This is a genomic window from Kushneria sp. AK178, assembly GCF_053903105.1.
On record NZ_CP096381.1, the window covers coordinates 2,382,544 to 2,396,549 of the forward strand.

General features: G+C 59.8%; 14 protein-coding genes. 6 read left to right on the top strand and 8 right to left on the bottom strand.

Going from position 1 to position 14,006, the window contains the following annotated elements; translation table 11 throughout:
* Positions 1-29 precede the first annotated feature (29 nt).
* Positions 30-1,211, bottom strand: a complete 1,182-nt coding sequence (locus M1D97_RS10935) for an NAD(P)/FAD-dependent oxidoreductase (protein WP_456267762.1) — start codon at positions 1,209-1,211, stop codon at positions 30-32.
* Between the two features lie 98 nt (positions 1,212-1,309).
* On the bottom strand, positions 1,310-2,305 hold the full coding sequence (gene gnd, locus M1D97_RS10940; protein ID WP_456267763.1) for a phosphogluconate dehydrogenase (NAD(+)-dependent, decarboxylating): 996 nt from the start codon (positions 2,303-2,305) through the stop codon (positions 1,310-1,312).
* A 351-nt stretch (positions 2,306-2,656) separates the two neighbouring features.
* On the opposite strand from gnd, the gene M1D97_RS10945 reads away from it, so the two are divergent.
* A complete protein-coding gene (locus M1D97_RS10945) occupies positions 2,657-3,928 on the top strand; it encodes an acyltransferase family protein (RefSeq protein ID WP_456267764.1) in 1,272 nt (423 codons plus the stop codon).
* A gap of 536 nt (positions 3,929-4,464) precedes the next feature.
* Positions 4,465-5,451 carry an acrylyl-CoA reductase (NADPH) gene (gene acuI, locus M1D97_RS10950; RefSeq protein WP_456267765.1) on the top strand — a complete coding sequence of 329 codons (987 nt, stop codon included), beginning with the start codon at positions 4,465-4,467 and terminating at the stop codon, positions 5,449-5,451.
* A gap of 87 nt (positions 5,452-5,538) precedes the next feature.
* Here acuI and M1D97_RS10955 read toward each other — a convergent pair whose 3' ends face one another.
* Positions 5,539-5,835: a hypothetical protein gene (locus tag M1D97_RS10955; protein ID WP_456267766.1), complete on the bottom strand. Its 297-nt coding sequence runs from the start codon at positions 5,833-5,835 to the stop codon at positions 5,539-5,541.
* Between the two features lie 483 nt (positions 5,836-6,318).
* Here M1D97_RS10955 and M1D97_RS10960 point away from each other — a divergent pair, with 483 nt between their 5' ends.
* Positions 6,319-7,503, top strand: a complete 1,185-nt coding sequence (locus tag M1D97_RS10960; protein WP_456267767.1) for a tyrosine-type recombinase/integrase — start codon at positions 6,319-6,321, stop codon at positions 7,501-7,503.
* 314 nt (positions 7,504-7,817) lie between these two features.
* Here the strand turns inward: M1D97_RS10960 and M1D97_RS10965 are convergent, their stop codons facing one another.
* From M1D97_RS10965 to M1D97_RS10985, 5 genes are all read right to left on the bottom strand, one after another.
* On the bottom strand, positions 7,818-8,156 hold the full coding sequence (locus tag M1D97_RS10965; protein ID WP_456267768.1) for a LysR substrate-binding domain-containing protein: 339 nt from the start codon (positions 8,154-8,156) through the stop codon (positions 7,818-7,820).
* Between the two features lie 858 nt (positions 8,157-9,014).
* Positions 9,015-10,205 (bottom strand): MFS transporter, encoded by a 1,191-nt coding sequence (locus M1D97_RS10970; protein WP_456267769.1) that lies wholly within the window; start codon positions 10,203-10,205, stop codon positions 9,015-9,017.
* Complete coding sequence (locus M1D97_RS10975) at positions 10,202-10,609, bottom strand: GlcG/HbpS family heme-binding protein (protein WP_456267770.1); 408 nt, start codon at positions 10,607-10,609, stop codon at positions 10,202-10,204. The genes M1D97_RS10970 and M1D97_RS10975 overlap by 4 nt, the downstream gene beginning before the upstream one ends.
* A gap of 148 nt (positions 10,610-10,757) precedes the next feature.
* Entirely contained in the window at positions 10,758-11,447 is a 690-nt protein-coding gene (locus M1D97_RS10980; protein WP_456267771.1) for an IclR family transcriptional regulator, read from the bottom strand.
* A 113-nt stretch (positions 11,448-11,560) separates the two neighbouring features.
* Entirely contained in the window at positions 11,561-11,932 is a 372-nt protein-coding gene (locus tag M1D97_RS10985; RefSeq protein WP_456267772.1) for a winged helix-turn-helix transcriptional regulator, read from the bottom strand.
* A 228-nt stretch (positions 11,933-12,160) separates the two neighbouring features.
* Between M1D97_RS10985 and M1D97_RS10990 the strand changes: the two genes are divergently transcribed.
* From M1D97_RS10990 to M1D97_RS11000, 3 genes are all read left to right on the top strand, one after another.
* A complete protein-coding gene (locus tag M1D97_RS10990) occupies positions 12,161-12,748 on the top strand; it encodes an NAD(P)H-dependent oxidoreductase (protein ID WP_456267773.1) in 588 nt (195 codons plus the stop codon).
* Positions 12,749-12,777: 29 nt separating this feature from the next.
* Positions 12,778-13,125, top strand: coding sequence for a cupin domain-containing protein (locus tag M1D97_RS10995; protein ID WP_172977712.1), 348 nt, complete (start codon positions 12,778-12,780; stop codon positions 13,123-13,125).
* A 119-nt stretch (positions 13,126-13,244) separates the two neighbouring features.
* A complete protein-coding gene (locus tag M1D97_RS11000) occupies positions 13,245-13,952 on the top strand; it encodes an SDR family NAD(P)-dependent oxidoreductase (protein ID WP_456267774.1) in 708 nt (235 codons plus the stop codon).
* Positions 13,953-14,006 lie beyond the last annotated feature (54 nt).

Below are 14,006 nucleotides of genomic sequence, written 5' to 3' on the forward strand. Positions count from 1 at the left end.
CATGAAGGCCGTTTTCCCGTGCACAGGTGCTAGAGCGCCTGTGCACAGGCATAACCCGACGCCCACGCCCACTGAAAGTTGAACCCTCCCAGCTGCCCCGTGACATCAAGGGCTTCACCGATAAAATGCAGCCTCGGCCGGCTTTGAACGGCGAAACTCTTTGACGAGATGGTGCGCGTATCAATGCCGCCGATGGTCACTTCTGCCGTTCGCCACCCCTCGGTCCCTGCCGGTTTGATCGTGAAATCCGTGATCTGCCGGGCCAGTGTTTCAAGCTTTCGGTTGCTCAGATCCGCCATGACGCCGGAAATACCCAGCCACTCTTCCAGCGCCTGCGCCAGCCTTCTGGGCAGATGCTCGCCCAGCCAGCCACCGAGCGTTTTTCTGGGGGCATCCTGTCGTACACCCTTGAGCGTGGCTGACAGATCGTCGACATCGGGCAGCCAGTTGATATGGACCGCTTCACCGCCCTGCCAGTGACTTGACGCCTGCAGGACGGCAGGTCCCGAGAGACCGCGATGCGTCAACAGCGTCGCATCCCGGTAGCAGCCTTCACCGCATCGCACAACGGTCGGCGCCGATACACCTGACAAAGCCGCCATGCGCTCCTTCCATGGCATGTCCAGCGTCAACGGCACCAGGGCCGGGCGCGGTGTGATCACATCAAGGCCGTACTGGCGTGCCACGTCATAGGCGAAACCGGTGGCCCCCAGTGTCGGGATGGAGAGACCACCGGTGGCCACCACCAGGCGATCGGCCAGCACTTGCCCCGAGGACGTTGACAGCTCGACGCCCCCCTCCCCGACATCAACGTGCTCGATCGATGTCGACAGCCTGAGCTCTACCCCGGCCCACTGGCATTCGGTCAAAAGCATATCCACGATCGGCTGACTGGAGTCGGCACAAAACAGCTGACCCGGCGCCTTTTCGATCGGTTCGATGCCGTGACGCTCGACCATTTCCACGAAATCGATCGGTGTATAGCGCTTTAATGCTGAAATGGCGAAGTGGGGATTACGCGAGAAAAAATGGCCGGGCGCCGTGGCCATGTTGGTAAAATTGCACCGCCCGCCACCCGACATCAAAATTTTCTTGCCGGGGCGCTTGACGTGATCCAGCAGCAGGACACTTCTGCCGCGATAACCAGCCTGAAGAGCACACATCATGCCCGCAGCGCCGGCACCAATGATCACCACATCCCAGTGATTCATTCGCTTTTCATACCCTCGTAACGGATCACACGGACCCTTTTCCAAAAAGAGAAAGGGGCCGCAAAAGCGGCCCCCGTTCGTTGAATGATGCCAGAGCCCTATTCGTCGGGCGACATGGGCTTTTCCACATGGCCCCCGAACTGCTGACGCATGGCGGACAGCAGTTTTTCACCGTAGGTATTGTCGGTGCGCGAGCGAAATCGCGTGAAAAGTGCACTGGTCAGCACGTTGGCAGGTACGGCCTCTTCAATGGCCGCTTCAATGGTCCAGCGCCCCTCGCCGGAATCCTCGACCTTGCCACTGTACTGCTCAAGGTCATGATCTTCGGACAAGGCGATCGAGGTCAGGTCCAGAAGCCACGAGGAGATGACACTGCCGCGACGCCACAGCTCGGCGATATCCGCCAGATCCAGATCGTAGCGCTCGCCTTCCGGAAGGGTATCAAGATTGCGGTTCTTGAGAATATCGAAGCCTTCGGCATAGGCCTGCATCATGCCGTATTCGATACCGTTGTGAACCATCTTGACGAAGTGGCCGGAGCCAACCGGGCCGCAGTGCAGGTACCCCTCCTCGGCACGAGGATCAAAACGCTCTTCCTTGCGACCGGGCGTCTTGTCGATGTCGCCGATACCGGGTGCCAGCGTGTTAAAAATGGGATCGAGTTTTTCGACGATGTCCTTTTCACCGCCGATCATCAGGCAGTAGCCACGCTCACGCCCCCACACGCCGCCGGACACTCCGACATCGACGTAGTGCAGGTCCTTTTCACGCAGCTCGCGGGCGCGACGGACATCGTCCTTGAAAAAGGTATTACCGCCCTCGATGAGCGTATCACCCGGCTCCAGCAGCCCGGAGAGCTGGCTGATGGTGGATTCGGTAATCTCGCCGGCAGGCAGCATCAACCAGATACTGCGTGGTGCGGGTAATTCTTCCACCAGCGCCTTCAGGGAATCGGCGCTATCGGCGCCATCCTTCTGGAGCGCCTCTCTCGCCTCATCACTGGTATCGAATACGGCGCATTCGTGACCGGCATCCATCAGGCGGCGGGTGATGTTGCCGCCCATTCTGCCAAGACCAACAATTCCTAGTTTCACTATCGCGCTCCCGTCTCGTTACGAGTCAGACCGCCCGGTCCGACCACGTCAGTATCGTGACAACGAGTTTAACAAAGGAGCCTGTTTCACGCCTCTTGTCGCGACTTGCGCTCACGAATTCCTGATAGTCGTCAACTATTAAAACCCTTGTTCACTATGCCAATTTGCTCGGGCTTTTAGATGAGCCTTAAGCCGCGCCGCCGGCCGCTCAACCCGGCACAGAGCGCACATTCATATCGCGCACCCTATCCACTAATGTGTATTGCCAACGTTACTAAAAATGACTTTATAAATCATTTTTTAACATTTTAATCATCCATCCGTTCCCACGAGCCCAACAGGGAGTGTTTTATGCACCGGGAAAAATTCATTGCTCTGGACTGGTTACGTTTTGCGCTGGCGATCTACCTGGTACTTTTCCATACGCTCAAGGAGTATGGCGAAATCAAGGGCATCCAGTGGATCTATAGCAGCATGAGTCTGGGTTTTTACTCCACGAGCACCTTCTTCGTGCTGTCCGGTTTCCTGCTGGCTCATGTCTATATCGGCAAGAACCAGGGTCGCGGCCTCGACTACAGACGCTTCTGGATCAAGCGTTTCGCATCGCTGTATCCCATTCATATTCTTGCGCTGGTGATCGTACTGCCGCTGGTCGTCATCAATGCAGGGGGGCTTGCACAGATCACGGTAACGCCCAATACCAATGACTGGGCTGAAGGCAGTGGTATCGCCTCTCACACGCTCGGTATGGGTGGGGTTATCAGTAATCTCCTGCTGCATGTCAGCCTCCTGCATGCCTGGAGCCCCTTTTATACCACCTTCAACTTCGCGACCTGGTCCCTGTCGGCGCTGTTTTTCTTTTATCTGGTATTTCCCTTTATTGGACCTGCTCTGGCACGCCTGCATCGCCCGCTGCTGGCCCTCATGGTCATTGGCCTTGTGTATGCGGTACCGGCGCTATACATGTTTTTCGCAGGTATCAATGACAACGTCATCGCGCACGGCGCCATGCATCGCAATCCCCTGATCCGGCTTCCCGAGTTTCTGGCAGGTGTCGTGCTGCATCAGGTCTATCTGCGCCACAAACTGCTGATGGCGTTTTTGTTCAGCGCGCGCGGGATGATGCTTTCCCTCGCTTTCATTCTGGGCTGCTTTGCCTTCAGTGCCTGGATTCATGCCGAGGTCAGGGGGGGCTGGTACTACCTGCTGCATAACGGTCTGCTGCTGCCGTCACAGCTGCTGCTGGTATTGATGTGCGCCTGGTTTCAACCCGACAGCGAGACTGCTCAGGCCAGACTGGCCTCACGGCTGGGTGTGGCATCGCTGTCCATCTTTGCCCTGCATACCCCGCTCAACATGATTTCTTCAAAGGTTGAAAAACTGATCCTCGGGGCGATCGAGATGCTGACCACTCAGGCACCGATTTCCGTGTCGTCAATGATCAGTCTGGGTAGTGAGCAGGCCCGCGAGCTCTGGATGTATCCGTTTTTCCTCGCTGCCGTCGTGGTGGCCTGCGTACTGTTTCAGGAGCAGCTGGTGAATCGTATGCGCACGTTTATCCAGAAACGGCTTTTAAACAGGGAAAAGCGCCATCGCCCTGAAGTGCTTCGGGGCCATGCCTGAGTCGAACGCTTCAGAGAAATATCCTGAATTAAAATTAAGTTACCAAAATAAACATTTCATGTAACAATAGGGTCACGTTGCCGGTGAACAACCGCAACGGTATTTCAGGCCGGTACTGCCCCCTCGCAGCCGGCCTTTTTTATATCCACGAACAGCCGACGACCGACTCTTTCACCGGCGGGCCTGCATGGACAGGTATCAAGCGGGCACATCCCTGTGCAGAAGGCTTTCCGTGACCGTCCAGGCGTCCTGCCTGCAGACAGTATCCGACACGCTCCTTTAGCCGGATTTGATATACGTCAAGGCCCTACAAAGCGTTACCTTTAAACCGCTTTACGCCGTCATGTCCTGCTACCAGCCAGGGTTTGTCGATGGCATCTGCCCTGCCTGCCGATACCGGCCATATCGCCCTCAGCGCGTGGCCCTGCCTGCAATGATACGCTTTAAAGGGCTACCGAATGCGTCATGCCCCTTTTTTCCACGGGAGCCTGTCCTGACGCCGATATCGATCCGGATGTTCGATCAAGGAGCACACCATGTTTCATGCCATGCTGATCCAGAAAACAGACGCGTCATCGGCCAGTACCACAGTGACCGAACTGCCCTGCGACGCGCTTCCCGACGGCGATGTGCAGGTGCGCATCGACTGGAGCACGCTCAACTACAAGGATGCACTTGCCATCACCGGTAGAGGATCGGTGGTTCGCCATTTCCCGATGGTGCCGGGTATCGATCTGGCCGGCGTGGTCGAACACAGCGACAGTCCGGAGTGGTCACCCGGCGATTGCGTGCTGGTCAACGGCTGGGGCATCGGTGAAAGTCACTGGGGCGGGCTGGCACAGAAGGCACGACTGACCTCGCAGTGGCTGACACCGCTGCCCGACGGCCTGAACGCGAGACAGGCCATGTCGATCGGTACAGCGGGCTATACGGCCATGCTGAGTCTCATGGCACTCGAGCGTCACGGCCTGACCCCCGATCGCGGCGATGTCCTCGTCACGGGCGCCAGCGGTGGCGTGGGGACATTTGCCATCATGCTGCTGGCAAGGCAGGGCTATCGCGTCATTGCCGCTACCGGTCGCAGCGAAGAGCAGGACTATCTCAAGGCCCTGGGCGCCTCGGAAGTCATTCACCGCGATGAACTGGCCACTCAGGGCCGTCCGCTGGGCAGGGCACGATGGGCAGGCGTCATTGATTCGGTGGGCAGCCATACTCTGGCCAATGCCTGCGCCCATACCCATGAAGACGGGCTGGTCGCGGCCTGCGGCCTGGCTCAGGGGATGGACTTCCCGGCGACCGTGGCCCCCTTCATTCTGAGAGGCGTCACGCTTGTGGGCATCAACAGCGTGACAAGGCCACAGATCGAGCGCCGGAACGCCTGGTCACGACTGGCTCGCGAGATCGACACCGACATGCTTGACACCACGACCCGCGGCATCGGCCTGTCCGAGGCCATCACTGCCGCCGACGAGCTGCTGGCCGGCAATATTCGGGGCCGGCTGGTGGTCAACGTCAACGGCTGAGTCTCGACGGCCCGGCAACACAACAAATGTTGAGCCATCAAAAAGGCGCTCGGTGCGTCACCGAGCGCCCTGATATCTCATGAAGGGCTATTCCTTGATGAGCTTTCCCCAGTCCTCGTCGCTTTCCTCGACGACGATATTGATCATGCACCGATGCAGATCCGGATTTTCATCGCTGACCAGATATTGAAAGAGACGGCTTTTCACCCGGCCGGCGAGACCTTCACCTTCTCCCCCGACATGATGAATCTGCACATGATCGCCGACGGCGGGCAACGTCGGCGGCTTCGCTGTCTGCTCATCGGTGACATTGACGGCGTCACCTGTATCGACGGGCTGCTCGGCGCCTTTGGGGAGATACTGATAATTGAAGTAGTAACGCATGGTCTCTCCTGCTCTGATCTGATTTCAGCGTTCAGCGTGGACCGGAAATGGCCGGCACGAAAGCCGGCTCTTGTGCGCTATCAACTTCCGGAGGCCACATCGATCTTTCCACCTCACCACACTGTCTGGCCATGGGATGGAGACACGAAAAAGGGGCGCCGGGCATCGTTGCCTGGCGCCCCTTCAATATTTCGTGATACGCAGGACCCGGCGCTCCGCTGCGCGACGAGACCGCTGTCCTGTCTGACGTCATCATCCGGACATGAAAAAGCCGACCCTGATGGTCGGCTGATTCCGAATTCGTGGCGGAGGGGAAGTCCGTTGAATTAACTTCCCAGGATATCCTGAAAGCTCTACGTATCCATTTTATATCAGACACTTGTGTTGCACCAACGTCCCACAAGGTCTATCGTAATCCAATCAACCTGGGGGACCATTTGGGGGACTATCCCCTTCCAGGGAGGTAGGGGAGGTAGGGCAGCGATGGCAATACACAAGCTCAGTCCACGCAAGGTCGCAACCGCGGGGCCTGGCAAGCACGAGGATGGCGGGGGCCTTCGTCTGGTAGTATCAGAGGGGAGAGCAAAGAAGTGGGTGCTCCGATTCACACTGAAAGGCAAGCGCCGTGAGATGGGGCTAGGAAGCTTCCCAGACACCGGCTTGGCTGATGCTCGTCGAAAGGCTGAGCATTATCGTCGTCTCGCCAAGGACGGAGCCGACCCGATTCATGCGCGAGATACAGAACAGCAAGAGACCTCTACGCCAACCTTCACGAGTTGCGCAGCTCGGTACATCCAATCCCATCGGCGCAGTTGGCGCAATCCGAAGCACGCTCGACAGTGGGTCAGCACGCTGAAAACGTATGCTCGCCCACTAATTGGCAATATACCGGTGGACAAGATCGACACCCAAGATATCGTATCGATTCTCAATCCCATTTGGGTATCAAAGACAGAAACAGCGAAGCGGGTACAGGGGCGAATCGAAAACGTTCTGGACTATGCCGCAGCTCACAAGTACCGCTATGAATCCAATCCTGCGAGGTGGCGTGGCCACTTGGACAAGCTGCTGGCCAAGCCCTCCCGGGTCAAGACGGTCAGCCACCACCCGGCTATGCCATACGATGAAGTTGCTGCCTTCATAGCCGAACTTCTGGGCTATACCAGCATTTCCTCCAAAGCGCTGCGGTTTCTGATCCTCACAGCGACGAGGACTTCGGAAGTCCTGCTCACGGAGTGGCCGGAAATCGACCTCGAGAACGCAACCTGGACGATACCAGCTGAGCGCATGAAAGCGCGCCGGGAGCATAGGGTTCCGCTATCCACCCAGGCAGTGTCATTGCTTGCCGATTTGCCGCGAGTGCAGGGTAACCCATACGTATACCCTGGAGCACGGCTCGGCAAACCCCTGTCGAACATGGCGATGCTGCAACTGATGCGCGGTATGGGATATGGCGTCGATGGCGAGCGTGGCGACTACGTACCCCATGGCTTCCGCTCGAGCTTTCGCGACTGGTCAGGTGAGGTTTCCAGCTATCCGCGGGATGTCGCCGAAATGGCACTGGCCCACACCATTGAGAACAAGGTAGAGGCGGCATATCGCCGTGGCGACCTTTTCGAAAAGCGGCGGGCGATGATGCAGGAGTGGGCTGATTTCATTCAAAAATGAGTTGTAACCCGACCCCCTACATTGGGGTGGTTTTCGCATGGACAGGCTAAAGAGAGATCACTATTATTATTTCCCCAGCCGGCTTTGCACAAGATTACTATCGAAATGACATTCCGAGCCTAAAGAAAAAGCCCCTGTATGGCGCCGAGCACTATGGCCAAGACCAATATAGCGACCTCCATGAAAAGGGTGCTGGGCGCAACCACTGATTTGAAAGATGGCTCGGTGACGGCCGCTCGGCCAGGGATGGCGCCCATGGAAGAAGCTCCTTTCGGCTGACGTCGGGACGCTTGTCAAGCCAGTGCGATGGGTCGTCACCAATCGAACTCTTCGCGCAAGCCTTGAACGATATTCTTGACCATCTTGAAGACTTCCCTGGCCCCCCGGCTGATGGGACGACTTGTTGTGCTGATCAAAATGGCCTGGCGGGTCAAGACGGGATCGATGATGTGGCTGGCACTCAGGTGCCCTTCTGCCACTTCTTCGAACACCGCCTGGGGACTCAAAATGGTGAAACAATCATGCTGTTTGACCACATCCTTTTGAACCTTCAATGAATCAGCTTCCAGCACAATGTTAAGCCGTACCCCATGGCGTTTGGCAGTGTCATCCACCAAGACTCTTAAGCCATTGGGATAGATCGGCAAGACCATTGGCAACCCCTGCAGAGCCTGGAAAACCACGGCAGAGCCTGTCATATGCCAGACGCGACAACTTTGCCCCTGTAACTTGGGACAAGCTGGTCCGGCATGGTTGGTCAGGTCAGAACGGTAGGGACGTTCATGATGGCGGGGAATACAAAAGGTTATCGTGAAGACCGGACCGGGTGGGTATTAACACGGCGCAGCATGCCGTATTCCTCAGCTCGAGACATTCGGATCGTGGCAGTCAGTAGATACTGCCCTACACCAAACGCTTCTGCCCCGGCACGACCTCCATTGCAGCCTGAGTACTAAAGGTAACTGCCACGACAATGTCTGTAGGGAGGTTTTGTCCCGCAGCCTCAAGGCCGAGGCGCTCCATGGCGGGCGATTTGAAACCCGAGACGCCATGCGGCGGCAAGTGTTCGAGAACATCGAGAAGGACGGCAACCGGCAGCGCCGGCGCAGCGCGCTTGGGGTGAGAGTCCAGAGGCCTGAATGATCGCTTCGCTCCGTATCCGTGACGGCTGGACTACGACACCGAGACTCGACGAGGACCAGGCCAGTGGTTATGACGCCATCCTGTTTGCAGGTTGTCATGGTGCGGGCAGGGACTTCCCGAGTGACGTAACCATTCCGGAGCTCGCCGCCAGCCACTACACCATTGGCTTCGTGGTGGCCTTATGCCAAGAGCCGGAAGCACTCACCGACCTCGAGGCGGCCAGCGCCAAGCCCCTAGCAGAAAAAGCGAGTCGCGGGTTTACCGCCACGAGGAAGAGCGAACAATCGGCCTCAAGCCCTTATTGCCCTGCCTGCCCGGCAATGCCCCCTTCGCAAAGGGGGCCGGGGCCTTGTAGAACGACGGCTCCATCACGCCATCGCCTCGGCGACACAGGAGCGGTTCACCCGCCCCTGGAGCCGCAGCGCGCCCAGCGCCAGCACCGCCAGTCCACTTCCGGCCAGCGGCGTCATCCCCAGCGCCTCCTGTGCGACCAGCGCACTCCCCACGGCGGAGCCGGCCGAGATGCCGATGTTGAACGACGAAATGTTGAGCGCCGAGGCGAAGGCCACCGCCCGCGGCCGATGCTGTTCGGCAGACGCCAGCATGCCGGCCTGAAATGCCGGCGACAGTCCGAAGGCCAAGGCACCCCACACTGCCAGCCAAATCGGCATCAGCCACCTCGCCTCTCCCCAAGCGTAAATGATCGCCAGGATCGCCGCCAGTCCGAAAAGCAGCCAGGCGACCGTGCGCCGCCAGCCGATGGCGCCGACCAGTCGCCCGCCCATCAGGTTGCCGACCAAGGTCGCGCCACCGAAGACGACCAGCAGGCCACTGGCTGCCGCCGTGGAGAAGCCCGTCTGCTCGGTCAACCAGGCGCTGATATAGGTAAACAGCGGGAAGGTCGCCCCGAAGCCCAGCGCCGTCAGCGCCATGGTCAACACGATGACCGGATGCCTCAGGGCCGACAGCTGCTCCCCCCAGCCACCCGTCGGCTGAGCCGCCAGATGTACAGGCACCCAACGCCACAGCGCGATGAGCGCGATGACCGCCAGTGCCAGAATCACCACGAAGGGCATCCGCCACCCCATGCCGTTCCCCAGCAGGCTGCCGACCGGCACGCCAACGACCATGGCCAGCGTCAGCCCCGAGAACATCAGCGCGATGGCACTGCCGGACTGCCCCTCCGGCGCCAGCCGACTGGCCACGGTCGCCCCCAACGCGAACAGGGCACCATGTGCCACGGCGGTGATTACGCGACCGAGCATCAGGCTGGTGAAGTCCTGGGCGATGACCGCCAGCAGGTTGCCGATCACGAAGAATGCCATCAGCCCCGTCAGCACCCGACGAGGCGGAAAGCGGGACAGCGTCAGCATGAGCAGCGGCGTACCGATCGCCAGGGCCAGCGCATAGCCACTCACCAGCGCGCCGGCACGATCCTGAGTGACACCCAGGTCGGTGGCGATCGCGGGCAGCACCCCGACCACGATGAACTCCGCCATGCCGATGGCAAAGGCGGCCACCGCCAATGCCAGGACGGCAGGATGCTGGCCGCGCATCATGCCGCCTCCCGGGCCATCAGGCGCGGCCCCAGCTGGGCAAGGGTCTCGTCCAGTTCGACGGTTGCGCCGGCCACACCGACCGCCCCGACCTCGCGCTGTTGATCGTCGCGCAGTACCACGCCGCCCCCGAAGCTGATCAGGCCCCCGTTGGTATTCTCCAGGGTATAGACGGCCTCCCCCGGGGCGGCGATCTGGCCCAGCTGGGCACTGTCGGTCTGGAACAGCGACGCCGTACGCGCCTTCTTGATCGCGACATCGATACTGCCGGGAACCGCGCCATCCATGCGTTCGAAGGCGACCTGGAGGCCGCTGGCATCCACGATGGCCAGCGAGACGGCGAACCCCTCATCGGCGGCGGCCTGGCGGATACCAGCGATGATGTGGTGGGCATCGTCAAGGTGCATGTCATTCTCCTCAAGAATTCTGTCAAGATCAGCGCCGTCGGCGACGACGCGGTGAGGAGCATGCCGGTGCCACGCAGGCTGGCAAAGGGGGAAGCGGCGGATGCCGACCAAGATTCGACAATGTCGAACGGCGAGGAGGATAGGAGGATCAGCGCGCCAGCAGCTGCTTCGCCAACCGATTCAGCCGCGACTGCGACCAGCGCGAGGCGGGTCCCGCCATGCCCAATGCCGCCACGCAGTCGCCCCGCTGCCGCAAGGGGATCGCCAGGCAGCAAAGGCCCGCCTCGACGTCCTCGAGGTCCAGTGCAAAGCCCTGGCGGCTGACCTCACGCAGTTGAGCCTCCAAGGCAGCATTCAGGGGCCCAGTACGCCTGACCTGACGTAGCAGGTCATCATCGTTGGCCAGGAAGACATGGCCGATCGCCGAATGCCGCAGCGACTCCCGGCGTCCTCGCGGACTCTGGACACGCCGCGGCTGTCGTCCCTCCACGGCCTCGAGATACAGATACTGCTGGCTGCCGCAGGGCGCGGCCAGATAGACCGTCTCATCACTCAGCGCCGCGGCTTCTTCCAGTAGTCCGCGGTAATGATGACGCAGTTGCTCACGCTCCTGTGCCAATGGCTCAGCCAGCTCGTCAAGACGCAACCCAAGCCAGTAGCCCTCGGCCAGGCGCCGGACGTAGCCCAATGCCACCAGGGTATTCAGCAACCCGTGAACGGTGGTCTTGCCCAAGCCCACCTCAGCGCTGAGATGGGCCAATGTCTGCGGCTTGTCGGCGCGTCGTAACGCCTCGAGCAGCAGAAAGCTGCGCGACACCGACTGGATCATCTTCTGCATGGGTATGCCTCGTCGTGTCGGTGGGGCCGATTCATGGGGCCTCCTTGATGTCCCTGTGAAAACCTGGAGGCGTCAACGAAGCCCGAGGCGATCCGCCCACTGTCTACACCCCGTCACTCCTCCAGGACGTCCGCCGGCAAAGCCTCGCTCCACTCGCGCAGCTCATCGAGCACCCTGATAGCCGTTTCACCGAGCGGCGTAATGGCATATTCGACAATGACGGGCGAGGTGTCGCGCACGTGGCGGGAGATCAATCCCTTCGCCTCGAGAAAACGCAGTCGCTCGGTGATCATCTTCTTGCTGGCCCCTCCCACCATCCGGGCCAGGTCATTGAACCTTACCGGCCCGTCATTGATGTGCCACAGCAAGGACCCCGTCCACTTGCCACCGAGAATTCGCATACCCGTCTCGATGGCGCAGGGTTCCACGCAGGGCGAGGCGACCCGACGCCGGCCTTTTTCATCAACAGTCACAAACGCTTCCAATCGAACGCCTCCTATCTTGTTCCGCCCAAGGCCAACTCGGGATGCTGGGCCTGGAAGCCCTGCGCCGCCTACCAGGCGAGCACCATGCCTGAGTTGGGACTTCACAGCTTTCCAAATAACCAGATTACTAGAAGTATACTAGTTGTCTTTACTCACCTCGTACTTCATCTTAACTCCCGCAGTGCTTGCTGATCCACTACTAATTGCCATTCATGGCGGGAGGACTTCATGTGTAACGTATTAATTATAAACGGCCACCAGCCCTATCCATTTGCCAAGGGCACACTCAACGACAGCCTGGCTGAGCGCGCGCGCTCCCGGCTGGCCGACCAGGGACACGAGGTGCGCGTCAGTCGCATCGCCGAAGGGTATGACGTCGATCAAGCCATTGCAGACCACCAGTGGGCCGACGTCGTGATCATGCAGTTCCCGATCAACTGGATGATGGTGCCCTGGTCCTTCAAGAAGTACATGGATGAGGTCTACACCGCCGGCATGGACGGCCGTTTCTGCAACGGCGACGGTCGCACCGCCAAGAAACCGAAAGAAAACTACGGTCTTGGCGGTACTCTCACCGGCACACAGTACATGCTCAGCGTCACGCTTAACGCCCCGGCCGAAGCCTTTGATGACCCCGAGGAACCTTTCTTCGCCGGCAAGTCGCTGGATGACTTGGTCGCCCCCGTGCATCTGAACGCACGCTTCTTCGACATGAGCCCACTGCCGACCTTCGGCGCTTTCGACGTGATGAAGAACCCCGACATCGATAGCGACCTCGCACGCTTCGATGCCCACCTCGAGCGCGTCTTCGGCTGATGCCTCCGTCACCTTCAGGAGAACATCCAATGACAACACCTCAATGGCCTGACGCTGGGCACCCGGTTCCGCTGGCCGACCAGGCCTCTCCGGAGTTCTACCGCGAGCTCATCAACACCGGTGAGACACGCCTGGTACACATGACCATGGCCCCCGGCGCCGCTGATGCGCCTCACCGCCATCCCGAAGAGATCGTCTACTTCCTGTCTGCCGGCCGCCTGCGCATCGCGCTGGAAAGTGGCGATGTCGTAGAGCGTGACGTGGTAGCAGGGGACGTCATGCATAACGAGGCCTGGGCCCACCAGGTGACCAACGTTGGCGCGACTTCCGTCGAGGCCATCATTTTCGAACGCCTGGATCGCGACGACCTGGCGTAACCCCACTTATCTCGAGGAGAGAGACGATGAAAACCATTCTGATGACAGGGGCCGGCAGCGGTCTGGCGGAAGGTGCCGCACTGGGACTGGCGCAGTAAGGACACCGGGTCATTGCCACGGTGGAGATCTGGCCACAGGTATCGGCCCTGAAAGAGAAGGCGCAGCAGCTGGGGGTTCGCCTGGAGATCGAAAAGCTCGACATCACCGATGCTCAGGATCGCGACAGCATCTTTGCGCGCTACGGCGCCGAAGTGGATGTTGTGGTGGCTAATGCGGCGATCGGCGAGACCGGCCCCATCGCCGAAATCCCCGTGTCGCGCGTGCGCAAGGTCTTCGAGACAAACGTCTTCTCGACCCTCGAGTTCGTCCAGCCTTACGCCAAGACCTTCGCCAACCGCGGCCAGGGCAAGATCGTCCTGGTATCTTCCATCGCCGGCTTCACTACCTTCCCGTATCTCGCGCCCTATGTCGCGTCCAAGCATGCCCTGGAAGGTATTTCTCAGCTGCTCCACGAAGAACTGGCACCGCTGGGCGTGAAGGTCGCCACCATCAACCCGGGCCCCTTCCGTACCGGTTTCAACGACCGCATGTACGACACCCTCGACCAGTGGTACGACCCAGAGACAAACTTCACCCCTGAGGCGCCGATCCGAGAGACCCAGCAACTGTTCGCCGGGGACGATCTTCAGCTTGACCCCTCATCCATGATCGATGAAATGGTGCGCCTCATCCCGCTGGACGAGCATGCCTTCCGCAACGTGCATCCCGCACGATTCGAGGAAGACGTAAAGCGCTACCAGGAGAGCCTTTGGGACCGTCAGATGTGACCGTCCACAGGCAACCGGAGATGCGCGTCGGGCCCGATGCAAGAAGGTAGCGGG

Excerpts from the sequence above, each read along its gene's own strand:
- acuI (WP_456267765.1), top strand. The coding sequence starts at position 4,465 with ATGTTTCATGCCATGCTGATCCAGAAAACAGACGCGTCATCGGCCAGT.
- M1D97_RS10960 (WP_456267767.1), top strand. The coding sequence starts at position 6,319 with ATGGCAATACACAAGCTCAGTCCACGCAAGGTCGCAACCGCGGGGCCT.
- M1D97_RS10975 (WP_456267770.1), bottom strand. The coding sequence starts at position 10,609 with ATGCACCTTGACGATGCCCACCACATCATCGCTGGTATCCGCCAGGCC.
- M1D97_RS10955 (WP_456267766.1), bottom strand. The coding sequence starts at position 5,835 with ATGCGTTACTACTTCAATTATCAGTATCTCCCCAAAGGCGCCGAGCAG.
- M1D97_RS10965 (WP_456267768.1), bottom strand. The coding sequence starts at position 8,156 with ATGGTCTTGCCGATCTATCCCAATGGCTTAAGAGTCTTGGTGGATGAC.
- M1D97_RS10935 (WP_456267762.1), bottom strand. The coding sequence starts at position 1,211 with ATGAATCACTGGGATGTGGTGATCATTGGTGCCGGCGCTGCGGGCATG.
- M1D97_RS10970 (WP_456267769.1), bottom strand. The coding sequence starts at position 10,205 with ATGATGCGCGGCCAGCATCCTGCCGTCCTGGCATTGGCGGTGGCCGCC.
- M1D97_RS10945 (WP_456267764.1), top strand. The coding sequence starts at position 2,657 with ATGCACCGGGAAAAATTCATTGCTCTGGACTGGTTACGTTTTGCGCTG.
- M1D97_RS10980 (WP_456267771.1), bottom strand. The coding sequence starts at position 11,447 with ATGCAGAAGATGATCCAGTCGGTGTCGCGCAGCTTTCTGCTGCTCGAG.
- M1D97_RS10995 (WP_172977712.1), top strand. The coding sequence starts at position 12,778 with ATGACAACACCTCAATGGCCTGACGCTGGGCACCCGGTTCCGCTGGCC.
- M1D97_RS10990 (WP_456267773.1), top strand. The coding sequence starts at position 12,161 with ATGTGTAACGTATTAATTATAAACGGCCACCAGCCCTATCCATTTGCC.